General features: G+C 70.3%; 22 protein-coding genes and 1 pseudogene. 17 read left to right on the plus strand and 6 right to left on the minus strand.

What is annotated here, in order from left to right; all coding sequences use genetic code 11:
• Positions 1 to 101: 101 nt before the first annotated feature.
• Positions 102 to 1,238, minus strand: coding sequence for an MFS transporter (locus ACZ69M_RS43735; protein ID WP_470059219.1), 1,137 nt, complete (start codon positions 1,236 to 1,238; stop codon positions 102 to 104).
• Positions 1,239 to 1,565: 327 nt separating this feature from the next.
• Entirely contained in the window at positions 1,566 to 1,697 is a 132-nt protein-coding gene (locus ACZ69M_RS43740; RefSeq protein WP_470058998.1) for a WhiB family transcriptional regulator, read from the minus strand.
• Positions 1,698 to 2,423: 726 nt separating this feature from the next.
• On the opposite strand from ACZ69M_RS43740, the gene ACZ69M_RS43745 reads away from it, so the two are divergent.
• The 9 genes from ACZ69M_RS43745 (at position 2,424) to ACZ69M_RS43785 (ending at position 9,993) form a co-directional block, all read left to right on the plus strand.
• Positions 2,424 to 2,918 (plus strand): hypothetical protein, encoded by a 495-nt coding sequence (locus tag ACZ69M_RS43745; protein ID WP_470059000.1) that lies wholly within the window; start codon positions 2,424 to 2,426, stop codon positions 2,916 to 2,918.
• Between the two features lie 15 nt (positions 2,919 to 2,933).
• A complete protein-coding gene (locus ACZ69M_RS43750) occupies positions 2,934 to 4,097 on the plus strand; it encodes a xanthine dehydrogenase family protein molybdopterin-binding subunit (protein ID WP_470059002.1) in 1,164 nt (387 codons plus the stop codon).
• On the plus strand, positions 4,022 to 4,270 hold the full coding sequence (locus ACZ69M_RS43755) for a 2Fe-2S iron-sulfur cluster-binding protein (RefSeq protein ID WP_470059004.1): 249 nt from the start codon (positions 4,022 to 4,024) through the stop codon (positions 4,268 to 4,270). Before ACZ69M_RS43750 ends, ACZ69M_RS43755 begins: the two co-directional genes overlap by 76 nt.
• Entirely contained in the window at positions 4,263 to 5,240 is a 978-nt protein-coding gene (locus ACZ69M_RS43760) for an amidohydrolase family protein (RefSeq protein WP_470059006.1), read from the plus strand. Before ACZ69M_RS43755 ends, ACZ69M_RS43760 begins: the two co-directional genes overlap by 8 nt.
• 14 nt (positions 5,241 to 5,254) lie before the next feature.
• Positions 5,255 to 5,953: an XdhC family protein gene (locus ACZ69M_RS43765; protein ID WP_470059008.1), complete on the plus strand. Its 699-nt coding sequence runs from the start codon at positions 5,255 to 5,257 to the stop codon at positions 5,951 to 5,953.
• Positions 5,887 to 6,153 carry an XdhC family protein gene (locus ACZ69M_RS43770; protein ID WP_470059009.1) on the plus strand — a complete coding sequence of 89 codons (267 nt, stop codon included), beginning with the start codon at positions 5,887 to 5,889 and terminating at the stop codon, positions 6,151 to 6,153. The genes ACZ69M_RS43765 and ACZ69M_RS43770 overlap by 67 nt, the downstream gene beginning before the upstream one ends.
• 137 nt (positions 6,154 to 6,290) lie before the next feature.
• Positions 6,291 to 8,600, plus strand: a complete 2,310-nt coding sequence (locus ACZ69M_RS43775; protein WP_470059011.1) for a xanthine dehydrogenase family protein molybdopterin-binding subunit — start codon at positions 6,291 to 6,293, stop codon at positions 8,598 to 8,600.
• Entirely contained in the window at positions 8,597 to 9,499 is a 903-nt protein-coding gene (locus ACZ69M_RS43780) for an FAD binding domain-containing protein (RefSeq protein WP_470059013.1), read from the plus strand. The genes ACZ69M_RS43775 and ACZ69M_RS43780 overlap by 4 nt, the downstream gene beginning before the upstream one ends.
• Positions 9,496 to 9,993 carry a (2Fe-2S)-binding protein gene (locus ACZ69M_RS43785; protein WP_470059014.1) on the plus strand — a complete coding sequence of 166 codons (498 nt, stop codon included), beginning with the start codon at positions 9,496 to 9,498 and terminating at the stop codon, positions 9,991 to 9,993. The genes ACZ69M_RS43780 and ACZ69M_RS43785 overlap by 4 nt, the downstream gene beginning before the upstream one ends.
• Positions 9,994 to 10,099: 106 nt before the next feature.
• Here the strand turns inward: ACZ69M_RS43785 and ACZ69M_RS43790 are convergent, their stop codons facing one another.
• On the minus strand, positions 10,100 to 11,266 hold the full coding sequence (locus ACZ69M_RS43790; RefSeq protein ID WP_470059016.1) for an FAD binding domain-containing protein: 1,167 nt from the start codon (positions 11,264 to 11,266) through the stop codon (positions 10,100 to 10,102).
• 527 nt (positions 11,267 to 11,793) lie between these two features.
• A pseudogene (locus ACZ69M_RS43795) lies at positions 11,794 to 11,970 on the minus strand (hypothetical protein); the annotation flags it as partial.
• 181 nt (positions 11,971 to 12,151) lie between these two features.
• On the opposite strand from ACZ69M_RS43795, the gene ACZ69M_RS43800 reads away from it, so the two are divergent.
• Positions 12,152 to 12,481: a hypothetical protein gene (locus ACZ69M_RS43800; RefSeq protein ID WP_470059017.1), complete on the plus strand. Its 330-nt coding sequence runs from the start codon at positions 12,152 to 12,154 to the stop codon at positions 12,479 to 12,481.
• 419 nt (positions 12,482 to 12,900) lie between these two features.
• Here the strand turns inward: ACZ69M_RS43800 and pepN are convergent, their stop codons facing one another.
• A complete protein-coding gene (gene pepN, locus ACZ69M_RS43805; protein ID WP_470059019.1) occupies positions 12,901 to 15,336 on the minus strand; it encodes an aminopeptidase N in 2,436 nt (811 codons plus the stop codon).
• A 984-nt stretch (positions 15,337 to 16,320) separates the two neighbouring features.
• Here pepN and ACZ69M_RS43810 point away from each other — a divergent pair.
• A complete protein-coding gene (locus ACZ69M_RS43810) occupies positions 16,321 to 17,154 on the plus strand; it encodes a class I SAM-dependent methyltransferase (protein WP_470059021.1) in 834 nt (277 codons plus the stop codon).
• A gap of 128 nt (positions 17,155 to 17,282) precedes the next feature.
• Here the strand turns inward: ACZ69M_RS43810 and ACZ69M_RS43815 are convergent, their stop codons facing one another.
• Positions 17,283 to 18,182 (minus strand): NAD-dependent protein deacetylase, encoded by a 900-nt coding sequence (locus tag ACZ69M_RS43815; protein ID WP_470059023.1) that lies wholly within the window; start codon positions 18,180 to 18,182, stop codon positions 17,283 to 17,285.
• An 853-nt stretch (positions 18,183 to 19,035) separates the two neighbouring features.
• Between ACZ69M_RS43815 and ACZ69M_RS43820 the strand changes: the two genes are divergently transcribed.
• The 6 genes from ACZ69M_RS43820 (at position 19,036) to ACZ69M_RS43845 (ending at position 24,492) form a co-directional block, all read left to right on the plus strand.
• Complete coding sequence (locus ACZ69M_RS43820; RefSeq protein WP_470059025.1) at positions 19,036 to 19,254, plus strand: hypothetical protein; 219 nt, start codon at positions 19,036 to 19,038, stop codon at positions 19,252 to 19,254.
• Between the two features lie 322 nt (positions 19,255 to 19,576).
• The gene (locus ACZ69M_RS43825) at positions 19,577 to 20,392 is read left to right on the plus strand and encodes a class I SAM-dependent methyltransferase (RefSeq protein WP_470059221.1); all 816 of its coding nucleotides are present in this window, start codon (positions 19,577 to 19,579) and stop codon (positions 20,390 to 20,392) included.
• 164 nt (positions 20,393 to 20,556) lie between these two features.
• Positions 20,557 to 21,492: an ISL3 family transposase gene (locus ACZ69M_RS43830; protein ID WP_470059027.1), complete on the plus strand. Its 936-nt coding sequence runs from the start codon at positions 20,557 to 20,559 to the stop codon at positions 21,490 to 21,492.
• 47 nt (positions 21,493 to 21,539) lie between these two features.
• Entirely contained in the window at positions 21,540 to 22,454 is a 915-nt protein-coding gene (locus tag ACZ69M_RS43835) for an ISL3 family transposase (RefSeq protein WP_470059223.1), read from the plus strand.
• Positions 22,384 to 23,184 (plus strand): hypothetical protein, encoded by an 801-nt coding sequence (locus ACZ69M_RS43840; protein ID WP_470059029.1) that lies wholly within the window; start codon positions 22,384 to 22,386, stop codon positions 23,182 to 23,184. Before ACZ69M_RS43835 ends, ACZ69M_RS43840 begins: the two co-directional genes overlap by 71 nt.
• Positions 23,185 to 23,469: 285 nt before the next feature.
• Positions 23,470 to 24,492 carry a hypothetical protein gene (locus ACZ69M_RS43845; protein ID WP_470059031.1) on the plus strand — a complete coding sequence of 341 codons (1,023 nt, stop codon included), beginning with the start codon at positions 23,470 to 23,472 and terminating at the stop codon, positions 24,490 to 24,492.
• Positions 24,493 to 24,582: the final 90 nt, after the last annotated feature.

Consider the following 24,582-nt stretch of genomic DNA (forward strand, 5'->3'; position numbering starts at 1 on the left):
CACGGCTCTGCCGGTGAGCGGAGAGCCGGACGACCCGGTGCGGTCCGTCCGTGCGGACCGCACCGGGTGCGGAGTGAACCGCTTTCTCACGTCTCTGTGGCTCAGCTGGACACCGGGACGGTCTTCCGTCCGGCGGCGCGGCGTTCGGTGAGCCAGTACAGCAGCGCCAGCAGCGGCAGGGCCGCGCCGATGATACTGACCGCGCCCCAGCCGCCGGCGCGGTAGGCGATCGAGCCGAGCTGGGAGCCGAGGGCGCCACCGAGGAAGAAGGTGGCGATGAAGGCCGAGTTGAGGCGGGACCGGGCGCTGGGGTCGAGCTGGTAGATGGTGTGCTGGCCGAGGATCAGAGTGGTCTGTACGGCCATGTCGATGAAAATCGCGGCCAGGGCGAGCAGCACGATGCTGTGCTGTCCGAAGCCTGCAACGGCGAAGGCCACGGCGGCGACGGCGAACGCGAGGCCGGTCATGGGGCGGGCGAGCTTGCGGTCGGCCCAGTGTCCGGCGAGCGGGGCGATGCCCGCACCCGCGGCTCCGACGAGGGCAAAGATACCGACGCCGACGGGGGTGTAGCGGAAGCCCGGACCGGTCAGGACGTAGGAGATGGTGGTCCAGAAGGCGCTGAAGGCGCCGAACATCGCCGCCTGGTAGAGGCCGCGGCGCAGCAGTGCGGGGTGGGTGCGCACCAGCGCCGCCGTGGAGCGCAGCACGTGGTGGTACGGCACGGTGGTGGTGGGTGCGTGCTTGGGCAGTGCGAAGTGCAGGGCCACGGCGAGGAGGGCCATCAGGACGGCGGAGCCGAGGTAGACGACGCGCCAGCCGGCGATGTCGGACACCAGGCTGCTGAGGGTACGGGAGAGCAGGATGCCGGTGAGCAGGCCGCTCATCACCCGGCCGACGATCCGGCCGCGGGCGTGGTCGGGGGCGAGGCTCGCCGCGAACGGGACCAGGATCTGGGCGACGACCGAGGTGCCACCGCTGATCAGGGAGGCGACCAGCAGCATCGGGAACCCGGTCGCGAGACCGGCCGCCACCAGGGCGAGTGTGGTGACCGTCAGCAGGGCGGTGATCAGGCCGCGCTTCTCCAGCCGGTCGCCGAGCGGGACCAGGAAGATCATGCCGATCACGTAGCCGACCTGGGTGAGCGTGATGAGGACGCCCGCGGTGGCCGTGGTGATGTGGAAGACGTCGCGCAGCGAGGCGAGCAGGGGCTGAGCGTAGTAGAGGTTGGCGACGGTCATGCCGGAGGCGACGGCCAGTAGCGCGACCAGCCAGCCGGGGACGCCGTGAGGAGCGTGCGCGCCGGTCGCGGCGCGGTGTGACGTGCGCGGACCAGATGTGCGGAGATCGGATGACTGGGACATGGAACCTTCTTCGTGGCGGACGAGCCGGAGACCTGGCTCGCCGATGACGCGGTGTCGGTGGTCGAGCGGCTTCCTTGCCGCGCTCACCCGGACTAAGCGCGCGACACCTCCTGGAGCTTCCCCGTCGAGCGCGATGGATCTCGATATCGGTTATCTCCAGAACAGATGACTCTGGGAGTACGCCCCCGTCGACTGCCGGACGCGTCAGCAGCGTCGGACGTCCTGGGCCTTTTCTTGCCGTTCCGCCTCGGTGAGACCGCCCCAGACGCCGTAGGCCTGGCGAGAGGTCTCGGCGAAGAGACCACAGGCAGAACTGACTGGGCAGGACCTGCACATCGCACGCGCTGCCTCTTCCCGCCGTCGGCGGGCGGGGCCCCGCTCACCGGTGGCGGGAAGAAGACGGAGCTGTCCATGCCGCGGCACGCGGCGTCGGCCTGCCACTTCCACATTTTCAAAAGGGGCTTCGTCCAGGATTCCACGAAGACCTCCGCTCGAATGATCCGCGATGGTCGTTTCGTGGTGCCATTGCTACGGTAGCGACAACTATCCGAGCCAGTTGTCTTTCGCTGCACGCAGGGAAGTTCACCAGCGCACTGTCGGGCGCTCAAGCGAACGCGCGGCGCGCCCAGTCCGCGAATCCGGTCCACGGAATTTCCGGGTGAGCGCCGTGCAGTGCGGGAATGTGCACGCGATAGCCGGGTCCGTTCAGGAACGGGCACATCGCATGCGTATCCGGACTTCTGATCTCTGTCAGCGGTACGTACTCGTGGCGGACCTCCCGTCCCGGCACCGCGTGTGATACAGCGCGGTCACTCTGCGCTTTCGAATACGCGGACTGCGCAGAGTGCTTGAAGGGGACGCGCGCAATGTGTCCAGGAGCGCACAGGCCCTGGCGCCAAAGCGCACAAGAACGGCCTCTCGCGTGTCGTGTTCCGCTCGATGGGAATAGCGTAATTCGCACGACATCCGCGCTGCGGGTACGGAAAGGATTGCGGCCACGGTACGACGAACGGCCGCTCACGATGGCTTCAACAGGCGAGGTGGGTGGTTATGGGCCATTGGATGAGGCGTGAGGACCAACGGCTGCTGACCGGTCGAGGGAGCTATGTCGCCGACATTGAGGTGCCGGGATGCCTGGACGTGGCTTTCGTCAGGAGCCAGGTCGCGCACGGCGTGCTGCGAGAGGTCGACCGCACGGCCGCTCGGGAGGTTCCTGGAGTGGTGGGGGCCTGGGCGGCCCCGGACCTCCCGGATCTGCCGGCGGTGCCGCACACCGTGCTGGCGAAGCTGTCCAACGACGAGTCCGTGGCCGGTCGGGAGTGGCCGGCGCTCGTGAAGGAACGGGTGCGCCATCCCGGGGAGGCCCTGGCGGTCGTGCTCGGGGAGGACCGCTATCGCGCTGAGGACGGGGCTGCCGAGGTCACCGTACGCATGGACTCGCTGCCCGCCGTGGTGACGCCGTCGGCCGCGGCGGACGACACCGTGCCGCTGTTCGACGGGCTGTCCGACATCGCCCTGCGCGGCGAGGCCGGGCGGCCCATCGACGAGGCCGTCTGACGGGACGCGCCCGTCGTGATGGAGGGCGAGTACCGGCAGCAACTGCTCATGCCGATGCGGATGGAGTGCAGGACGATCCTCGCCGTGCCCGAGGCCGGCCGGCTGACGGTGTGGTCCGGACACCAGATGCCGCACCGGCTGCGACGTGAGCCGGCGGCTCCCCTCGGCTGGTCCACGGACCGGATCCGGGTGATCGTGCCCGATACCGGTGGCGCGTTCGGTTCCAAGAACGCCGCGTTCCCGGAGTTCGTCGTCGCCTACCTCGCCGTGCGTCTCGGGCGGCCGGTGCGGTGGATCGAGGACCGGCTGGAGTCGATGCTCGTCGCGACCCGGGGGAGGGGGCAGGACCAGCGGGTCCGGCTCGCGGCGGACACCGACGGCCGCCTTCTGGCCCACGAGCTGACGATCGACGCCGATGTCGGCACCTACCCGCACCTGGGCGCGGGGTTGCCGATGCAGACGGTGTGGATGGCCACCGGCGCCTACACCACGCCCCAGGTGCACTCCACCCTGCGTTCGGTGCTCACCAACACCGTCATGACGTACCCCTACCGGGGTGCCGGGCGGCCCGAGGCGGTGATCGCCGTCGAGCGGGCGATGGACGCCCTGGCGGCCCGGCTGGAAATGGACCCGGCCGAGCTGCGCAGGCACAACTTCATCCCGCCCGAGGCCTTCCCGTACGACACGCCCACTGGCCGGCGCTACGACAGCGGCAACTACGCCGCCGCTCTCGACCCCGCTCTCGACACCGTCGACTACGGCAAGTGGCGCGCCGAACAGGAACAGCGGCGCAGCGATCCGGGCGCCCTGCCCCTCGGTATCGGCCTGTCCTGTTACGTCGAGCGTTCCGGGGGAGAACCGGGCGGTCTGCACGAGTTCGGCAGCCTGGAGGCGCACGAGGACGGCACGGTCACCGCGCGCCGCGGGGCGGCCTCCAGCGGGCAGTCGCACGAGACTGACCGGGCGGTTCGGGTCGGCGCCCTGGTACGCCACGCGACGTTCGCGTCGGCGCAGGCGGTACCGGGACCTCTCGGCACGCTGCTCGCCCGTGCCGTCGTCAACATCGCCCATCCGCCCATCCGCCCATCCGGTCCCGCGGCACCATGGTCGGCAGCTTCGCCCGGGCCTTCTCCGCCGAGCACGCGCTCCAGTGCGGCTTCTGCACCCCGGGGTTCCTGATGGTCGCCGTCGGCGCGATGGAAGACAACCCCGACCTCGGTGACGACCCGGAGGCCGTCGAAGGCATCGTCGGCTCCAACTTCTGCCAGTGCACCGGCTACGAGCCCATCAAACGGGCCATCACCCGCGCCGCCCAGGAGCGGAAGCAGCACACCAGGAGCAACCATGTCTGAAAGCAGTGACCTTCGCACAGGTGTCATCGACGTCCACGCCCACTGGCTGCCGCGGGATCTGCTGGGTCTGCCGCCGGGCAACCCCTACGGCGGTATGAACGATCGCGGCGGCGAACTCTTCCTCGGTGACATCCCGCTGTCGTTCGCCACCGCGGCCATGACGGACACCGACGCCGTTGTTGCCGACACCCACAAGGCGGGCATCGGCGCCCGGGCCATCTCCGCACCTCCCTTCGCCTTCCCCGTGCATGCTCCGGAACAGTCCGACGACTACGTCGCCGCGTACAACGAGCAGCTCGCCGAGGCCGTCGCCCGCGCCGACGGCACACTCGTCGGTCTGGGCCTGGTCCGGCTGGACGACACCGCGGCCGCGCGGCGGGAGCTGACGCGACTGGCGGGAACCGACGGCGTGGCCGGCGTTGCCGTACCACCGCTGGTTCAGGGCAGCTCCTACGCGGACGGCGTACCGCGCGAGGTGCTCACCATCGCCGCCGAACTGGGCCTCGCGGTCCTGGTGCACCCCATGCAGCTCCCTCGCCCGGAATGGGGGCACCACTATCTCGTCAACCTGATCGGCAACCCGGTCGAGACCACCACCGCTGTGGCCTCGGTCCTCCTGGGAGGTGTTCTGGAACAACTCCCGGGCCTGCGCATCTGCTTCGTCCACGGCGGAGGCTGCGCACCGGCGCTGGTGGGCCGCTGGGACCACGGATGGCGTTCGCGCGCCGACGTACGCGCGGGAAGCAACTGCCTGCCCAGTGACACCTTCACCCGGCTGTACTTCGACACGGTCACCCATGACCCCGACGTACTGCGGCTGTTGCGCTCGCACAGCTCCCCGGAGCGGATCCTGTGCGGTAGTGACTACCCCTTCGACATGGCCCAGCCCGATCCCGTCGGCTACCTGCTGTCCCAGGGCCTGGACGCGTCAGTGCTCGAAGCCAACGGCCGCGCCTTCCTGGGCGTGTGATCCGGGAGATCCCGATGAGAGACCTGGCAGCCCGACTCCTGGAGTGGCGGTCGTCCGGTTCCGCGTACGCGGTGGCGAGCGTCGTCGCGGTACGCGGCAGCGCCCCCCTGCGGCCGGGCTCGGCCCTCTGCATGCACGGCTACGGCACCGTGCTGGGAAGCGTCTCCGGCGGCTGCGTCGAAGCGAGCGTGTACGAACTGGCGCGCGACGTACTCGCTTCGGGCCGCTCCCGACTCGCGTCCTTCGGGTACGCGGACGACGACGCGTTCGCCGTCGGGCTGACCTGCGGAGGCGAGATCGAGGTCTTCGTACAGCGCGTGGCGGACGACACCGCCGACGCCCTGGCCGCGGCGCATCGGGCCGTGGCGGCCGAGCAACCCGTCAGCGTCGCACGGGTGATGTCGGGACCGGCCGGCCTCGTGGGACGCTCACTCGTGGTGCTGCCCGACGGGCGGCGAGGAGACATGGGCCGGCCGGACCTGGACGCCGCGGTCCTGGCGCCGACACGCGCGCTCTGCTCGGCCTCACCGAAACCGTCGTACGCTCCTACGACCTCGGTCCGGAGGCCACGATCCGTGTCCTGGTGGAGGCGTGGGCACCACGCCCCCGGCTGCCCGTCTTCGGAGCGAACGGCCACGCCGCGGCCGTGGCCGGACTCGGAGCCTTCCTTGGGTACCGGGTCACGGTCTGTGACGCACGACCGGTCTTCATGACGCCCGAGCGCTTCCCGGAGGCCCACGAGATCGTGGTCGACTGGCCGCACCAGTACCTGGCGGGCACCAGCACCGATCGTCGCACCGTGGTGTGCGCCATGACGCACGACCCCAAGTTCGAGGTCCCTCTGCTCTCCCAGGCACGAGCGCCGGGCGTTCAAGGTGTTCCGGGGCGGCGCGGATCCCGACAGCCCAAGTAATCGTCGTCATCGTCATAGGGGGACGCGGTGGCGGGCCGGTGTTCCTCCTGGTGAGGGCGTCGGAGCAGCCGTGCACGGTCGGCGCGACGAGTGGCAGGCCCTGCTCTAGCCTGGGAGAGGGGCCAGCGGAGGTCTTCATGGAGCGGTGGACGAGGCGTGAGGACGAACGGCTGCTCACCGGCCGGGGCCGGTACGTCGCCGACTTGTCGGTGCCGGGGTGTCTGGACGCGGCGTTCGTGAGGAGTCCGGTGGCCCACGGAGAGCTGCGGGAGGTGGACTGCACAGGTGCCCGCCAGGTCGCGGGGGTCGTGGGGGCCTGGTCCGCGGTGGATCTTGCGGAGCTGCCGTGCTGCGCGCACGCCGCCGCGGACCTCCAGGACCTTCCTCCGGTCCCGTACACGCTGCTGGCCAGGCTGTCGACGGAGGAGGCAGTGGCGGGGCGGGAGTGGCCGGTGCTGGTCAAGGAGCGGGTCCGATACCCGGGCGAGGCCGTCGCGGTGGTGGTCGGGGAGGACCGCTACCGTGCCGAGGACGGAGCGGCCGAGGTCACCTTCACGATCGACCCGCTGCCCGCTGTGGTGACCCCGGCGGAGGCCGCGGACGACTCGGTGCGCCTGTTCGAGGGCATGAGCAACGTCGCCTTCGCGGGCGAGGCCGGGGAGCCGATCGAGGAGTCGGTGTGGCAGGGGGCGGATGTGGTGGTGGAGGCCCGTTACCGCCAGCAGTTGCTGATGCCTACGCCGATGGAGTGCCGGACCATCCTGGCCGTGCCCGAGGGGGACCGGCTGACGGTGTGGTCGGGGCACCAGATGCCCCATCGGCTGCGCCGGGAACTGGCTGCTCTGCTGGGATGGCCGACGGAGCGGATCAGAGTCGTGGTGCCGGACACAGGAGGCGCGTTCGGTTCCAAGAGCGCGGCGTTCCCCGAGTTCGTCGCGGTGGCCTACCTCGCGGTGCTGCTGGGACGTCCGGTGCGCTGGATCGAGGACCGGCTGGAGTCCATGCTGACCGCCACCCGGGGGCGGGGCCAGGACCAGCGGGTCAGGCTCGCCGCCGATGCCGAAGGCAACCTGCTGGCCTACGAGTTGGCCGTCGACGCCGACGTGGGTGCCTATCCCCACCTCGGCGTGGGGCTGCCCATGCAGACCTGCTGGATGGCGACGGGCCCGTACCGTACGCCGCGCGTGCACGCCACGCTCCGCTCGGTGCTCACCAACACGATGGTGACCTACCCGTACCGGGGCGCGGGCCGGCCGGAGGCGACGATCGCGCTGGAGCGGTCGATCGACCTGCTGGCCAGCAGGTTGGGAATGGATCCGGTGGAGCTGCGAAGGCGCAACTTCATCGCACCGGAGAGCTTCCCCTACCAGACACCCACCGGGCGGACGTACGACAGCGGTGGCTACGCCGCGGCACTCGATGAGGCCCTGGAGACGCTCGGCTACACGGACTGGCGTGCGGAGCAGGCTCGACGCCGTGCCGATCCGGACGCGCTGCCGTTGGGCATCGGCCTGTCCTGCTATGTGGAGCGCTCCGGCGGTGAGCCGGGCGGTCTGCACGAGTTCGCCGCACTCGAAGCGCGGGAGGACGGCGTGATCGTCGCCCGGTGCGGAGCGGCTCCCAGCGGTCAGGGCCATGAGACGACCTTCCCGGCGCTGGTGGCCAAGACCCTCGGCGTCGATCAGACGCGGGTCAGGCTGGTGGAAGGGGACACGGACGAGTTGCCCGAGGGCCTCGGCTCCTTCGCCAGCCGGTCGGCGCAGGTGGCGGGCGCGGCCCTGCAGCACGCCTGCGGTCTCCTCGTCGAGGAGGCCCGCGCGCGGGCCGCGCGGCTGTGGGAGCTGCCGGCCGAGGAGGTCGTCTGGGCCGACGGTGCGGTGTCTCCGGCGTCGGGCGGTGCGGCCATGGATCTCGGTGAACTGGTGAAGACCACCGGTCCCTTGCGCGTGGACGACCGCTTCGAGTCGGGCATGGGTTTTCCTTTCGGGGCGCATGCGGTGGTCGCCGAGGTCGACCCCGAGCTGGGCGTGGTTCATGTGCTCCGCGTGGTCGCCGTGGACGACTGCGGGGTCGTCCTCAACCCGGTGGTGGTCAAGGGGCAGGCGTTCGGGTCGGCCGTGCAGGGCATCGGCCAGGCCCTGTACGAGGGCATCCCGTTCGACGACAACGGTGTTCCGCAGCTCGCCAACGGGCTCCTGGACTACCTGCTCCCCACGGCCACCGAGATCCCGCCGATCACGGTCAAGGACACCTGTACACCGAGCCCGAGCACACCACTGGGCGCCAAGGGTGCCGGCGAGTCGGGGTGCATCGGCACGCCGGCCGCAATCGTGAACGCCGTGGCGGACGCACTGCAACTCGCCGACCCCGGCCTGTTGCAGATGCCGCTCACCCCGGACGTGGTCTGGCGAGCGGCCCGGGCGCCAAGACTCCGGGAGGCGTCATGAAGCCCGCCGCCTTCGACTACGTGGCGCCGCGCACCACGCAGGAGGCACTGGACGCCCTCGCCGACACCGGACGGGACGTCAGGGTCCTGGCCGGCGGGCAGAGCCTCATCCTGGAGATGCACCTGCAGCGCATACGCCCTGACCTCGTGGTCGACATCAACCGCATCACGGACCTGGACCATCTGGACGCCGACGGCGGCGCGGTCGAGGTGGGCGCGCTCGTCCGCCATGGCCGCTTCGAGTCCCCGCGGTCCGTACCCGGGCCGCTCGGCAGGCTGTTCTCGCTCGCCGTCGTCAACATCGCCCACCCGCCGATCCGCGCCCGCGGCACGATGGTGGGCAGCCTGGCCTGGGGCCATCCAGCCTCCGAGTGGTGCGCCATCGCCACCGCCCTGGACGCCGACATCCGGCTGGAGCGCTCCGACGATGCCCGTGAGGTAGCGGCTCGCGATTGGTTCCGAGGCCCCCTCCAGACGGCGCGCCGACCCGGTGAGCTGATCACCTCGATACGGTTCCCCCTGCTCGGCGAGGACACCGGGGTCGGCTTCATCGAGCACCGGCGCACCCACTTCTGCTTCGCGCAGGTGGCCGTGGCCGCGGCGCTGACCATGCGCGACGGGGTGATCGAGGGGGCGCGGATCGGGCTGGTCAACTGTGCCGACCGGCCAGTGCGGGCACGCGCCGCCGAGCAGGCGCTGACCGGCGCCGAGGCCGGCTCGCCCCTCCCCGGTCACCGGCTGCCCGACGGACACCCGTTCGAGCGCGCGGGCCGCATCGCCGCAGAACAGGATGCCTCACCGCTGGCCGAGCCGTACGCCGACCTGGAGTACCGACGGCACGCCATCGCGGTGCTGGTCGGCCGAACGCTGCGACAGGCCGCGGAAGGAGTCTCCTCGTGAAGATCACGCTCACGGTCAACGGCGAGACCTACCCACTCGATGTCGAGCCACGGCGCGTTCTGGCCGACGCACTGCGCGAGGACTGTGGCCTGACGGGCACACACCTGGGCTGCGAACACGGCGTCTGCGGGGCCTGCACGGTGCTGGTGGACGGTGCGGCCGTCCGGTCCTGCCTCATGCTGGCCGTGCAGTGCGACGGCAGCTCGGTACGGACGGTGGAAGGACTGGCCGGACCCGACGGCGAACCCCACCCGCTCCAGCGGGCCTTCTCCGCCGAGCACGCGCTGCAGTGCGGCTTCTGCACCCCCGGCTTCCTCATGGTGGCCGCCGGCGCCTTGGAGGCCGACCCCACCATCGGCGAGGACCCGGAGCGCGTCCACGGCCTCGTCGAGTCCAACATCTGCCGCTGTACCGGGTACGAACCCATCCGGCGGGCGATCATGCGTGCCGCGACCGAGTCGTCCGCGCGAAGCGATCCGGGACCCGGGGCGTGAGGCACCGGCTCCCCTTGCCATCGGCATCCACACGTCCTCGACACGTGCGTTCGGCACCGCCCCGTGGCTGGTGGCGCACGTCCGGGCGATGGGGCAATGCGAAAACTCACGGGGAGACGAAGAAGCGACGGCTGCCGGGTGTCCCGAGCGATGACCGGCCGGCCAGGTCGATTCCGGCGCGCGACAGGGCAACCAGGTGCAGGAGCCGCTCCTGTTCCCAGTCGGCGAGCCGACTGGCCGGCAGGTCCTGATCGGGACTCCAGCCACGCAGGGCCGCCGCGAGACCGGCCGCGTCGGCGAAGGCCTTCGAAGTTCCGGAGGCCGTGTGGGGGCGCACCGTACCGGCAGCGTCACCGATCAGAGCCGCGTGGTCGGCGACCATGCGATGAGGCGCCAGGTCGAAGACGGGCTGCATGAAGACGTCCGAGAGCCGCACGAGCTGCGCGAACTGCGCCGGAAGCGACGCGTCCGCCGTGGCGGCGAGTTCCGCCGCGACCTCCGGGAGAATCTCTCCGGGCGGCAGGAACGTGGCATAGGGCTTCCCGGACCGGCTCGCGAGCAGCCGCGGCAGATCGCGCTCGGGCACGTTCATGTACCACACCCAGTTGACCCGTCTGGAGCCCTCCGCCAGCTCGCCGTCCGGGCCCGGAACCAGGTAGCACAGCATCTGCAGGCCGTCCGAGCCGAAGAACGTGAACCGGCCCGTCAGCACCTCCAACAGATCACTGGGTACAGCTGATTCCGGCTCAAGCCCCCGCCAGGCCACGTAGCCGGCGTACGAGGAGCGCGTGGCGGGATCGAGTAGTCGGCGCGTCGCCGAGCCGATCCCGTCGGCGCCCACCAGGAAGTGACCCACGGTGCTGTACCCGTCCGTGAACTCGGCCGTGACCTCGGAGCCCGTCACCCATACCCGCCTCAGGGCGCTGTCCAGGCGGTAGCAGAGCCCGGCGACAGGCTCGCGCAGCACCCGGTAGAGGGTGTCCCAGGCAGTCATCAGCTGGGGAGCCTCGTACCGGGTGGCCCTACCGCCCAGGTGGAGCTGCTGGCGCTCCCGCAGCTTGACGCTCACCTCCCGTGCCGACATGCCCAGACGAACGAGCAGAGCCTCCACCTCGGGCTGCATGACGACCCCGGCACCGCGGGCCTCCATCCTGCCCGCGGAACGCTCGTACACGGCGGCCTCGGCACCGATGGCCATCAGCTCATGGGCGGCCGCGAGACCCCCCACGGACCCTCCGACGATCACGATCCTGGCCGTCTTGCTGCGCTGCATCGGATGCCTTCCTGCCTCACACTCCGCTCCGTGGTGCGGTCCCCAGCCCTCCTATGCTCGCCCTGTCGCGCGCGGCGCGCACCCGCCAAGAGGCACACCCAGGACGGCAGGGCGGTTGCCCCGGTCCGTCATCGACAGCCCCGTCCAAGGATCGTTTGAAGATCGCGATGAAGGCGTAGCGGATCCCGACCATCGACGAGAACGTGGACGCCCTGGGGTTCGCCGCTGCCGCGGCGACCGGCGGTCGTACGGTCAGCTGCTGTTGTCTTGCCTGGAACTCCTGCTTTTCGGGCTCTCGGCGGACCGTTACGGGCTGTTCGTGAGGTGCTCGGCGGATCGCCCACTGGCGGCGGCGGTTCGACCAGGACGGCGTGCCCGGTCTGCTGGATCGCTCCCGGCGCCCGCGGAACAGCCCCACCCCCTGTCCGCCGAAGTGGATGGCCGAGATCGGCGTTGTCCCGCGGGCTCAGTCGCTCGACGTTGATCGCGAGTGCGGTCAGGACGTGCTGGACGTGCGTCTTGGCCAGTGCGCGGTAACGGCACCGGCGTCCTCGATGTCCGGCCACGAACTCCTCGACGGTGCCCTCGGCCCCGGAGCGCAGCCCGTAGAGCCTGCGCCAGTCCGTATCCTGCTGGTCAGCCCGGTTCTTGGTCGGTACCAGTGACGAGACGCTTGTGGACGGAGCGTTGCAGGCCGTGGCCATGCTCCGGCTCGTCCGGGATCAGGAAACCGTCACCTACGTCCTCGACTTTGTCGAAGACAGGTTTCCTCACCTCATGCCTCTCCAGTCCCCGCTCCGATGTCGCCGAAGCCGCCGCTACGTCCCTTGCCGGGAACTACGGCACCTACCGACCTCTGTAGCTGGCCCGCACCCCAGGTTCGTCGTGAACCCGGGCCTTCTCGGCGAAAAATCCGGTATCGGACCCGTGGGTTCCTGCCGAGAACCCTTCAGTTTTCACGAACTCTCGGGGCTCTCGGGGGTTGAGGGACATCGGAACTTCTGGCTGATCGATGCCGAGCGGCCGGGCGGTTGCCCCGTCCTTGCGCGGTCCAATGACGTCGGCGGATGGGATCGGCACGACATGTCCACCTCTGAGTTCCTCTGCCGAGTCCTTGCCGATGCCGATTGCCAGCCGTTCGGGATCGCGCGGTACGACCTCGGCACGACGTTCAAGCCCGGCTCCGGCGACCCCTTCGATGGCCGGCCGGTCTGACGAGAAGCTGGCTGTCCCACGTTCGTGGACACGACAGTGCCGCCGTTCCTCATCGAGATCCGTGAGCCAGGTGATCACCCACTGCCTCCGGAACCGGTCGCCAAACGCTCTTCCTGGAGATCAACGAAGCCACCCACGGCACAACCGACAGTCCACTCGCCGTGCAGGACGTGGTGCTGAGCCCGGACGGCAGCGCCGTGGCCGTAACCGGTGGGTGCCTGGGGGAGTTGAGGGTGGCACTCGCGCCAGGGCGGTGGTTTCGCGGGGATTGCGTGTCCCCGGCGGCCCGGGGTGACGACCTGTTGCCGGTGACGTCGAGGTCGCTGGCGACGCCAACTGGGCTGCCTGGTACGGGAGTTCATGGATGTCTGCGCCCCGCCATCGTTGACGGCGGGGCGCAGGCTCGTCCGGCGGCCTGGTCAGGCGGTGCGGGTTCGGGACCGGAGCATGCGCCGGACCGTGTCCGAGCGTTCGAGGAGTGTCTTACGGACCACGGGAGCCGCATTCTCGCAGGCTTGTTGGACGGTTTCGATGTAGGAGTCGTCGATGGCGTACGGCGGGAAGAGGCGGCTGGTGTAGACCATCGCGGGGATCATTCCGCCCTGGTCGAGCTGGGGGATGGCGTCCAGGTAGTGCTGGGCGTAGGGGGCGAGGAGGGTGTCCTGGTCAGGACGCCAGAAGGCCGTTGCCACCTGGCCGACCGCGTGCACGGGCACGGCGCGGTCGACGGTGACCTTCTGCCAGACCTCGGCCTTGGCGGCTGCGTCCGGCAGCGCGGCGCGCACGGTGAGGGCACGGATCCAGGCGTCGGGGTCAGGGTCGCGCGCGAGCAGTCGGGCGGATTCGGGCGCGACGTCCGAGCCGAGTTCCGCCTCGCGAACGAGAGTGCGCCAGTGCAGGTCCACGTCGTCGCCTGCCTGTTCGCGCAGCCAGGCGAGGTCGTCGCGAGTGGTGGCGGTACGGGCCAGGCCGCGCAGCGCGACCTGGCGGCGGCCGGTATCGGCGGCGAGGCGCCGGCAGGCGGCCGCGACCGCGGCGGTGAGCGCGGGGCGTTCGGCGGGCGGGGCCCAGAGTTCGGCGATGTCGGCTGCGAGTGTCAGACACGGCTCGATCACCGCGTCGGAGGTCTCGGCGGCGAGGATCTCGGTGAGGCACTGCCCGGCTTCCGCAGCCGTGGCCTCGCCGGTCGTGAGCATGTCCCAGACGGTGGCGGCGGCCACGCCGCGGGAGATGGCGGTGGGCAGCTGTGCGGCCTGGGAGAAGAGAACGTCCCTGGTGGCGGAGTCGGGGCGGGTGGTGGCGAAGGTGAGGTCGTCGTCGTTGATGAGCAGGAGGTCCGCGGCGGGCGGCAGGCCGGCGACGGCGGTACGGGTGCCAGTCACCTCGATGCGCACCAGCGCCGTACGCTCCCATGCCTGGCCACTGCGGCGGTAGGCGCCCACGGCCAGCACCTGCGGGCGCGGGGTCGCGGCGGCCACCAGGGTGACCTGTTCGCCGTCCCGCTCCAGCGAGAAGCGGTCGGTGCCGGCCGTCGCGAGCCAGGCCGAGCGCCAGCCGTCGAGGTCGCGCCCGCTGGCTTCCGAGAGCTCGTCGATCAGGTCCTGGAGGGTGGTGTTGCCCCATGCGTGGCGGGCGAAATAGGCGGCCATGCCGGCCCGGAAGTGCTCTTCGCCGACGTACGTCATGAGCTGCTGCAGGACGGACGCGCCCTTGGGGTAGGTGATGTTGTCGAAGATCGACGCGGCCTGGGCGACGTCGTGGATGGGCTGGTGGATGGGGTGGGAGACGGGGCCCTGGTCGGCGAGATAGGCCTTGAGTTTGTCGCCCACCAGGTGGCCGGCCCAGGCGTCGGTGTAGCGGGTGGCGCGTTCGGCGGCCCAGTGGCAGGCGAACTCCGCGAATGCCTCGTTGAGCCAGAGGTCGTCCCACCAGCGCATGGTGACGATGTTGCCGAACCACATGTGGGCCATCTCGTGCAGCAGCACCTTGGCCAGCAGCTCCCGCTCGGCGGGCGTCGGATCGGCCCGCCGCAGGAAGGCGTCTGACCAGGTCACGCAGCCGTAGTTCTCCATCGCTCCGCCGAACTCAGGCATGAACACCTGGTCGTACTTCCGTTGCGGGAACGACATCGTGAAGGCCTCGCCGAAGAAGGCCAGGCCCTGGCGGGTGAGGGTGAAGATCTCGTCGGCGTCGCGGTCGAGGACGCCGGCGAGCGAGCGGCGGGCGTACAGGCCGAGGTCGTGGCCGTCGGTTTCGCGGCGTATCTCGTGGAAGGGGCCCGCATTGACGACCGTGTTGTACACGGCCAGGGCAGGGGTGTCGGGGAAGATCCAGCGGCGGGCTTTCCCCAGCTCCTCGATGCGCGCCTCCCCGGAGTTGCTGGTGACAGTCCATGCGGACGGGGCCGTGACCGTGAAGGCGTGCGGGGCCTTGAGATCGGGCTGGTCGAAACATGCCCACACGAACCGGGCCTCGTCCGGCTCGAAGCTCATCCACACATAGACCTCGCCGTCCGCGGGGTCGACAGCCTTGTGTACGCCCTCGCCCGTGGCCGTGTCGGCCTGGACACTCTCCACGCGCAGCACGTTGTGTCCGGCCAGCGCGGGCAGCGGGATGCGGCCGTCACCGGTCGGGGTGAGCGCGGTGCCGTTGAGCGTGGCGCTGAGCACCTGTGCCGCGCAGTCCACGAAGCTCTCCGCGCCCGGCTCGCGACAGGTGAAGGCCACGGTCGAGACGCAGCGGACCTCGGGCCCGTCGGGCAGCGCGGTCAGGTCAATGTCCACGTCGTACCGCTCGATGCTCAACAGCTCGGCCCGGCGCTCGGCTTCGGTACGGGTCAGGCTTCGGATCCCCATGCGTCCTCCCTCGACAGACAGCGGGCGCCAGCGTATGACGGAGGGCGGCAGCCGGCGCAGGGGTTTTCCTCGGGGGCGTGTTCTGGGGCCGAGGAGGTGGAGGAGGGGCGACGGCGGGACGCGGGTCGGGTCGGGCCTGGGCGGCTCTGGACTCGACTCATGACCTCTCGCGTGTGGCGGGCCGGGCCACGAAGCAGAACGCCGACGCATACGAACGCGTCGTCCGGGGCCAGGTGATCCCCGCCATCGAAACGTCTAGCAGTCGGTGGCTGCCAGGGGAGCCTGTCCGCGTGACACATCTTGCGGCGGTCTACGGCCTGGTCGGTGCCCTGGGGGAGTCGTCCTGGGGGCTGGGGCAATGATTGCGGCCCCTGTGCTGCTGAATCGCGATGCCGGACGCCGGCAGCAACGGTAGGACGCTGGAGCCGAGTTCGACCGGCATGAGCCTGCGCAGGGCGACGCGTGAGGCGCTCCTGCTCCGCGGCGACGCGTATGAGGCGCTGCTGCGTGATGAGCCTGTTGACCCCAAGGTGTTCTGGGCTGCGATGAGTTCCGCCCACCGGGAGGTGAGAGAAAGTGCGGACAAGGTCGAGCGCGATGGCTCAAGTTCGTCCATCCGCGGGGCACGCCCGAGACGCGCTACTGGGAAGGGGCGTCACCGGAGGCCCGAAGTCTGCGTGACCTCACTGAGTCGAGTGAGGGGGCTGGGTAGGTGCTCGGCGCCTGTCGTGTCCCGAGTGCCGCGAAGGTCGGCTACGCGTGCATCTTGACCCGGTTGCGGCGCTTGGGTGTCTCGGTGTGGTGTGCCGTGGGTCCGATTGGCTGAGGCGCGGCGCGCCTGGGTGCTGCGGGCGGCTGCCGGCGGACTATCGGTGGGGTGGTCCCGGTGTGGGCCGCCCGGTACCGCCCCATCCCGTGAAGAGGTCTGGTCATGAAGGCGTTCGACGCCCCGCTGTTGCAGTTTCTCGCCGGGCGGAGTGCGACGTGAGCGGCGCCGGGCGCGGGGATGCGTCGGGCGGTGGCCGCTACGGGGAGGCCGTGTTCCGTCCGGAACAGGCGGGCGAGGGCGAGCGCATCGACTTCGGTGCTCTTGCCTACGACGACTTCACCGTGGCGCGGCTGCGGGCGCTGGGGGTCGGCCCGGGGTGGCGCTGTCTGGACGTGGGGGCAGGCACGGGCACGGTCTCCCGCCGGCTCCTGGAGGAGGCGGGGGTTGCGGGCGTGCTCGCGGTGGATCGCGACGGGCGCTTCCTCAGCGCGCGGCCGGTGCCCGGGCTCGAGGTGCTGGAGGCCGACATCACTGCCCCGGACGCCGTCAGGGGCCGGTTCCGGCTCGTGCATGCGCGTTTCGTGCTGATGCATCTGCCCGAGCGCGAGCGTGTGATCGGAGTGCTGGCGGATCTGGTCGAGCCGGGTGGTGTGCTGGTGCTCAGTGACGCGGTCGACCTGACGGGGGACCGGACACCCTGTACGCCCTATGGCGCGGCGATGAGGGCGATGTGGCAGGGGCTGCGGGCCACGATCGGCACTGATGTGTCCTGGGTGCCGTCGTATCCGCGGCTGCTGCGTGCGGCGGGGCTGGCTTCCGTTGCTGCCGAGGTCCTGGTGCCGCCGCTGCTGCCGGGTAGTCCCATCAGCCGTTTCTGGGCGGACACGTGGGAGCGCAGCAGAGCGGCGATGCTCGCCACCGGCCTGGTCGACGACGCGGCCGTCGACGAGGCGCTGCGCTACCTGGGTTCCGTCGAGTGCGCCGCGCTGTCGGCCGGCATGCTCACCGCGTGGGGGTGGAAGCCCGGGGACGGGGACGGCCGGCGATGAGACGCCGTCGGCCGCGGGGGCGTTGACGCGCGGGGTGCCGACGCGGGTGCACGGCCGCAACGGGCGCTTTGCCCGGTTGCCGGGCCGGCTCCAGGCGGAGCGGGACGTCCCCCTGCCGTCACTCTTTGTCAGGACGCCGTCTGGTGGTCGACGGTGATGCCCAGTTGGCCGGCGACGGTGGTGAGGGCGGTGCCCAGAGGGAGCGCGATGCGGGTGAGGGCGTGCCGGTCACCCCGGGTCACGTCCCGGTTGACGATCAGTACGGGTTTCCCGGCCTGGGCCGCCTGGCGGACGAACCGGAGCCCGGACATCACCGTCAGCGAGGAGCCCAGGACCAGCAGTGAGGCCGCTTCCTGGACCAGCGTGCGGCAGTGTTCGACCCGCTGTGGCGGGACGGCTTCGCCGAAGAACACCACGTCCGGTTTGAGGATGCCGCCGCAGACCGTGCAGGGCAGTACGCGGAAGTCGCCGACCTGTTCGTCGGTGAGGTCGGCGTCACCGTCCGGGTTGATTCCCGCGGCCACCGGCTCGAAGTCCGCGTTGGCCGCTTCCAGCCGCAGGGCAAGGGCGCGGCGCGGGCTGCGGGCGCCGCAGGAAAGGCACAGGACCCGGTCCAGGCTTCCGTGGAGTTCGGTGACGCTCTCGCTGCCGGCGGCCTGGTGCAGGCCGTCGACGTTCTGGGTGATCACACCCGAGAGCAGGCCGTGGCGCCCGAAGGCGGCCACGGCCCGGTGTCCGGCATTGGGGCGGGCGCGGCCGAAGGTGCGCCAGCCGAGGTGGCTGCGTGCCCAGTACCGGCGCCGGGCCTGCGTGCCGGCGGTGAATTCCTGGTAGGTCATAGGGGTGTGCCGGCTCAGGCTCCCGCCCTCGCCCCGGTAGTCGGGGATGCCCGACTCCGTGGAGATGCCGGCCCCGCTGAGCACCAGCACACCGCCGCGGCTCAGTGCCTCGGCGACTGGCTGCAGATCCGCGGTGCCCGCGGGCAGGTCTTCGCCGGGGGTCCAGCTCAGAGTAGGGCGCATGCGCATGCGGCCAGGGTACGGAACCGGCTGCGTCCCGTTCGTCCCTAGTCGCATGGTGCAGGTGGCTCGGCAGTTCTCCGGACTGTCTGTGATCCGCCCCCTGAGGGTCGTCTGGTTGGCGGGACGATCGGCCCGGCCCGGCCCGGCCCGGCCCGGCCCGCGACAGCGGTCATGGTCGTGGGTGCGGTACTTCAGGACGACTTGTCCGGTGCCGTTGCTGTTCGTCACGGCGTGCGGTCGCCGGCTGTGGTGGCCGGGGTGCGCGTGCTGGTGCGGGTGCTGTGAGTCGATGACCGTTGTCACGCGCCCCGTTTCGATGGCGCAGACATGTCCGGAGGCGCACACCCCGGGCGGTAGTAGCGGCGATGCGAGCAGGCGCGCCACGTCCTCCCGGACGTGTCCTGTCCGGTTCGGCGGCCTCGGTCGCCCTCAGGGCCGATTCGTCGATGCCGGTCGCCTGTGCGGCCCGGCGCAGGAACTTCGGGTCGGCGAGGAATCCGGTTCCGCACCGGGTGTGGTGCAGGATCGCGACCTCGAAGAGCGGCCCGGTCGCGCCGAACAGCGTCTTGGCCAGGAAGGCCAGGTACGCGAGGTCGTGGATGATCGACTGGGTGATCCGGCCGCCGGCGTTGCCTATGACGAAGCGGGACCTGGAGGGCCGACGACGAGACGCACACCACCCCGGGCGCCAGCCCTCGCCGGTCCGTCGCCGTCTGCCTGCTGCTCGCTCCTGGGCCGGCCGACAGGAGCAGGTCAAGAGGGCAAGAGAGTGCTCCCAAGTAGTGTCGGGTGGTCGGCCGTGAGAGCTTCAGCCATGCTGGCGTAGGGCGGCACCCCTTCAGGAGATGAGGAGCACCCTATGCCGACGGATACGGTCGGACGATTCCTGGCAGCCCTGGACCCGGAGAACCAGGAGGTCGTCGGCGCCAGGCCGCGCGAGGAACAGGAACGCCTTGCGGCGGCATGGGAAAGGGAATTGGAGGCGGACGATGAGCTCGACACTCTCGACGAGTTGTCGCCGCCCGCGGCAGAGGCGGAGGCGGCCCGCCGCGTCCTGGACCGTGGGATCGACCAGTGAGTAGGTAGTTGTCTGGATCACGTGGTCGTCGGTCCGGGTGTGCCGTTGGCCGACGTGCAGTGGGCGCGGCCCGGGCGCCCACGGAGCCGAGCGTCTCTCGTGGCTCTGTCCACGGGAACCGGTTCTGGTCCACTTCGTGTGGTCGCGTACGCAGGGTGACTGTTGATCTTCGCCTCAGGGTGGTTTGAGTGGTCGCGGGCGGTCAGTGCGTGCATGACTGACTGGCCGCGCATGAACCTGGCTCCCCTCATCAGGCCCCTTGGAATCGACCATCTAGGCTGGCGCGGTGACTGATGAGCAGGAGCGGGTGCAGCCGTCGGGAGTGTGGGCCACGGCGGTGGGGGTGGCCAGGGTGCGGGCGCTGGAGACCGAGCGGGAGAACGCGCTGTTCCGCGACCCACTGGCACAGGCCTTCGCCACCGCCGGCGGCCTGTGGCCCTCCTCGTTGCCGCTGCCCGATGACGAGGCCGCGCGACGCCGTCGTCTGGCCGTGTCGTTCTCCATCGTCATCAGGACGAAGTTCCTCGACGACCTGTTGCAGCAGGCCTCCGCGTCCGGGGTCCGGCAGGTCGTGCTGCTCGGCGCCGGCATGGACAGCCGGGCCTTCCGGATGGACTGGCCCGAGGACACCCGGCTGTTCGAGGTCGACACCGCCGCGCCACTGGACTTCAAGGCTTCGGTGCTGCGCCAGGAGCAGGCCGTCGCACGCTGCGAGCGGATCACCGTCGCGGTGGATTTGCGTGAGGACTGGCCAGGCGCGCTGGCCGCCGCAGGGCACGACCCGGCCGTGCCGACCGTGTGGATCGCCGAAGGACTGCTGATCTATCTGCCCGAGGACGCGGTGGAGCTGCTGCTGGCCCGGATCAGCGCGCAGTCGGCGGCAGGCAGTCGGATGGGGCTGACGTTGGGCTCGCGCGGCGTGATCGAGCGCTTCGGCGCGGACGCCGTGCCGGGATCAGCGGCGTCCATGTGGGTCTCGGAGATGCCCGACGACCCGGTGGGCTGGCTGGCCGGGCACGGCTGGGAGGCCGACACCCACACCCTGCGCGAGCGCGCTGCCGCCTACGGCCGTCCGATCAGCACCCCGCCGCAGCGCGAGGAGCGGCCCGGCGGACTGATCTCGGCGGTCCGCCGGTAGAGCGCCTCCCGGTTCCCTGGATGATCGATTCCTACTGGGTCCTGATGCGTGGAGCCAGGTTCATGCGCGGCCAGCCGGTCATGCGCGCACCGACCGCCTGCGACCACTAAAGTTCGCCGGGCATTCGCCTGGCTGGATGGTGGTGTGGTCGACAGTCCCTCGCCGTGAACGAAGTGCTGCCGCAGTTGAACGAGCTGCTGTTTTCCTCGATCGAGGGCGTGTTGGTGGAATCGGTCAAGGCGATCGTTACCGTCGTCCGGGTCGAGGCCCGTACGATCGCGGGGCGGGCGGCCTGTCCGGGGTGCGGGTGCTGGTCGGGGCGAATACACGGCTCCTACCCGCGATTTCCTCGTGATTTGCCGACGGCAGGCAAGTTCGTCGTGGTGTTGGTGCGGGTGCGGAGGTTCGTCTGCGAGGAGGAATCCTGCGAGCGCATGACCTTCGCCGAGCAAGTACCCGGCCTCACCCGCAGGTTCGGGCGACCGACCGAGCGGCTGCGGTCGATGCTGGTGTCGATCGGTCTTGCGCTCGCGGGCCGGGCCGGTGCCCGGATGGCGGATGCCTTCAAGGTTCCGGTCAGCCGGAACACCCTGTTGAGGCTGATCGCCTCGCTTCCGGACCCCGCCACCGCAGTACCCCGCGTGGACGAGTACGCCCAGCGCAAGGGCCGTGTCTACGGAACCGTGCTCGTCGACGTCGAGCCACGTCGCCCGGTCGACCTCCTTCCCGATCGGGACGCAGACACGCTCGCGGCCAGGCTCGCCGAGCGGCCCGGCATCGAGATCGTCTGCCGTGATCGGGTGCCCTTCTTCGCCGAAGGTGCCACCCGCGGCGCCCCGCAGGCCCTCCAGGTCGCCGACCGATGGCATCTCTGGCACAACCTGGGCGAAGCCGCTGAGAAGTGCGTCTACCGGCACCATGGCTGCTTGCGTCCCACGCCGGCCCAGCCTGAGGAACCGCAGGACGAGGCGGAGCCAGCTGCGTGGCCCTGGCCGACAGGGCACCGGTTCGCCGACGCACCCGCGCCAAGCACGCCACCATCCACGCTCTCCTCGCCGCCGGGTACAGCAAGCGGTCCGTCGCCCGGCAGCTCGGGATGACCCTCAACACGATCTTGCGTTTCTCCCGTGCCGCCACTGCGGAGGAGATGTTCACCGGGCAGTGGCAAAGCCGTGCGACCAGGCTCGATGACTACAAGCCCTACCTCGATCAGCGTTGGCAGGAAGGCTGCACCAACGCCGGGAGACTGTGGGAGGAGATCAAGGAACAGGGCTATCCCCGCGGCTACGCCAGTGTCCGTGCCTACGTCAGCAGGACGCTTCGCGGCAAACTCCAACCGGTCGGTCCCCGCCTGCCGTCAGCCCGGGCCGATACGCGCTGGATCCTCACCCACCCAGACGCCCTACCTGAAGGCGACCGGCTCCAGCTCAAAGCCGTCCTGGCCAATGGCCCCGAGCTGACGGCACTTGCCGAGCACATGCGCTCCTTCGGGCACATGGTCGGTCACCTCCAGGGTGACCAGTTGCCGACCTGGACCGAAGCGGCTCTCTCCACCACCGAACTGTCCAGCCTCCAGAGCTTCGCCCAGCACCTCGAACGCGACCTCGACGCCGTCACCGCGGGCCTCACACCGCCCTGGAACTCCGGCGTCGTGGAGGGTCGTGTCAACCGGATCAAGATGCTCAAGCGCCAGATGTTCGGCCACGCAGGATTCGATCTCCTGCGCAAACGAATCCTGTTGGCGTATCCGAGAGTCATGCGACCACACGAAGTGGACCAGATCCGCTGTCGGTTCTCGGGGTCTGGCTCAACTTCTCTGGCGGGCCGGGGGGAAAGCCGGTCGACGGCGTCATCGCGGAGGCCAAGCGGGTGGTCTGCTGGGGCCGATTCTGGCTCCGCACGGACGAGACACCTGCTCGCCGCCAATTCGGCGTGCCGAACGTTGCCACTTGATGCGATCATGCTGTCCGCCGACAGAGCGGGGAGAGCGTATGGCCGGCCTGACAGTGACGGTGTGTCTGCCGCCCGGAGCCGCGGACGACATCGACGGGGCCCTCACTGAGGCCCTCGCGCCGTTCGACCAGAACGGTGACAACCCCGTGGACCGCGGCATGTGGGATTCACGCCGCATCCATGGCGGCAGCAACGGTCGGGGATTCGCGGTCGTCCGCGGACACGAGGACGATCCCAGGCTGGTCCACGACGAGCCCCGATACGACGGCATCCCCGCTCCCAGCGCTCCAGGAGTCTGTGCCGGAGGACCGCGTGCCCTCCTCGACTTCGCACGGCCGCAAGCCGCTTCCGAACGAGCTACAGCCGCGTCCTGGGACCTGTGGCACCGTCTTTCTGGAGTACACCCGCCGGCCCTGCCCCTCAAGGTCTTCGTGGACCGTTGGGAAAATGATCCGCACGCCTTCCCGGGCGGCCCCTGGTCCGACGGCATGGTGGCCGCCTACCAGGCCCAGCCGCTGATCAAGGCATACCTCGATCACCCCTGGAGCCTCGGCCTGGGCTATTCAGGCCCCCCGTTCTATGCGGAGCATCCCGTCATCGGCTTCCGCGGCAGCCGTGCCGACTACATCCGTGAGCTCTCCTGGGTTCCGCAGGACACGGACGTACTCACCATGGACGGCTGGTGGCGAGAGAGCGACGGAAGCGCCCTTCACGCGTACTGCGACCCGGAATCGTGTCCTCACGAACCCCCCGAGCCCAGCGTCTGGCCGGGCAGCGAGGCATACCTGTCGCAACTGCCCCACGACACGATCCTGGTACGAGCGCACTGTCACTGCTGACGCCTCGCGAAAGCTGTGCCAGAGCCGGTTCTCGTGAGCAGAACCGCTTGGGGTTGAGTGCCGGATCGCGCAGAACCGAGGGGGCGGTGCGGGGAGTGTCACCCGTCGCTCCAGCGCATGGTGGGGCTGTCGGCAGGTGCTGGAACGACGGGCGGAGCTGTCCCTGGTCGTCCAGGCGCTGTCGCGTTCGGCACCGCGTCTGGAGCAACGGCATCAGGTCGGGCATCCTGGGCTTACCGGCCTATCCCGCTCGTACCGTCGGACCGGCCGGGGAGGGGGAGCAGCGTGAACGCCGACGACCGTACGGGGCCGCGTCAGTGGTCCACCACGTCGCCCAAGGACCTCGACCGGCTGGCCCGCGGGGTGCTGAGGGCCGCCCGTGACGCGGCCCGTGAGCTGCGGCGGGACCCTCCGGACCCGGTTCAGCGAACGTGGGCCCTGGGCAAGCTGGCGGGGCAGACACAGGCGATGCTGGGGCCCGGCCTGCCGGACCACCCGCCGGTCGGGGCCGCAGCGCAGGAGGGATTCGTCCGGACCGCTCTCGCTCTCGCCGTGCACGTGCGGGCGCACAGCTGGGCGGAGGCCGACCTCGGCGCGGCCGGCGTGCGGGGCCAGTCCGACGTACTGCACCTCGGGGAGCGCCGCACGGCCGATGCCTTCGACGTCCTCGGGCGGCTGATGCTCCCGCACTCCTCGTCCGAGGGCTGGACCGCCACCCTTGTCACCGACCTGGCCCGCGGTGACAAGACGCTGGAGGCGGCGGTCAAGGTGGGCAAGTACATCCTGCACCCCACCTTCCTGGCCCTCGCCGACGACGCGACCCGCGTCCTCGGCGAGGCCCTGCACAACCGCAGTGTGCGCGACCTGTATGAGCTGACCGACTTGCTGCGCCATTACGCGGGCGCCGCTGAACTGTCCCACCCGGCGGCGGGGTTGGTACCGGCCCCAGCCGTCGACGTTCCGGCGCCTGAGGTCGACGGCCCGTCCGTGATGGAGTTGGCAGAGCTGCTGGGGTGGCAGGACTTGGCGCCCGACGAACCGGTGCCCGACGAGCCGATGGTCGACTCCGTCCTGGAACCGATCGACATCACGGACGAGGACGAACCCGTGGTCGGAGACGTGATCATCCTGGACAAGCTGCCTCCCCTGGACGGTGAGGAACTGCCAGCCGAATCCATTGGCATCTCCCTTCAGGACCGGGACGAACCAGGACTCGCGGGCGGCAGTTCGGACACCGACACCTTGGGATTCGACGACCCTCACCCGCGGGGCCACGATCGCGGCCACGGTTCGTTCGGCTTCTTCTGACCGGCGCTGTCGACGCGTACTCGGACATGTTCCTTCGAGACCCCTTGCCGACCAGGCGACGCACGGGCGTTGAAGGTCCGAGGTTGTGTT

This window comes from Streptomyces sp. NPDC107454 (assembly GCF_055582885.1).

Excerpts from the sequence above, each read along its gene's own strand:
- ACZ69M_RS43740 (WP_470058998.1), bottom strand. The coding sequence starts at position 1,697 with ATGTGCAGGTCCTGCCCAGTCAGTTCTGCCTGTGGTCTCTTCGCCGAG.
- ACZ69M_RS43775 (WP_470059011.1), top strand. The coding sequence starts at position 6,291 with ATGGAGCGGTGGACGAGGCGTGAGGACGAACGGCTGCTCACCGGCCGG.
- ACZ69M_RS43835 (WP_470059223.1), top strand. The coding sequence starts at position 21,540 with ATGTTCACCGGGCAGTGGCAAAGCCGTGCGACCAGGCTCGATGACTAC.
- ACZ69M_RS43790 (WP_470059016.1), bottom strand. The coding sequence starts at position 11,266 with ATGCAGCGCAGCAAGACGGCCAGGATCGTGATCGTCGGAGGGTCCGTG.
- ACZ69M_RS43745 (WP_470059000.1), top strand. The coding sequence starts at position 2,424 with ATGAGGCGTGAGGACCAACGGCTGCTGACCGGTCGAGGGAGCTATGTC.
- pepN (WP_470059019.1), bottom strand. The coding sequence starts at position 15,336 with ATGGGGATCCGAAGCCTGACCCGTACCGAAGCCGAGCGCCGGGCCGAG.
- ACZ69M_RS43765 (WP_470059008.1), top strand. The coding sequence starts at position 5,255 with ATGAGAGACCTGGCAGCCCGACTCCTGGAGTGGCGGTCGTCCGGTTCC.
- ACZ69M_RS43820 (WP_470059025.1), top strand. The coding sequence starts at position 19,036 with ATGCCGACGGATACGGTCGGACGATTCCTGGCAGCCCTGGACCCGGAG.
- ACZ69M_RS43815 (WP_470059023.1), bottom strand. The coding sequence starts at position 18,182 with ATGCGCATGCGCCCTACTCTGAGCTGGACCCCCGGCGAAGACCTGCCC.
- ACZ69M_RS43840 (WP_470059029.1), top strand. The coding sequence starts at position 22,384 with ATGGCCGGCCTGACAGTGACGGTGTGTCTGCCGCCCGGAGCCGCGGAC.
- ACZ69M_RS43760 (WP_470059006.1), top strand. The coding sequence starts at position 4,263 with ATGTCTGAAAGCAGTGACCTTCGCACAGGTGTCATCGACGTCCACGCC.
- ACZ69M_RS43735 (WP_470059219.1), bottom strand. The coding sequence starts at position 1,238 with ATGACCGTCGCCAACCTCTACTACGCTCAGCCCCTGCTCGCCTCGCTG.
- ACZ69M_RS43780 (WP_470059013.1), top strand. The coding sequence starts at position 8,597 with ATGAAGCCCGCCGCCTTCGACTACGTGGCGCCGCGCACCACGCAGGAG.
- ACZ69M_RS43755 (WP_470059004.1), top strand. The coding sequence starts at position 4,022 with ATGGTCGGCAGCTTCGCCCGGGCCTTCTCCGCCGAGCACGCGCTCCAG.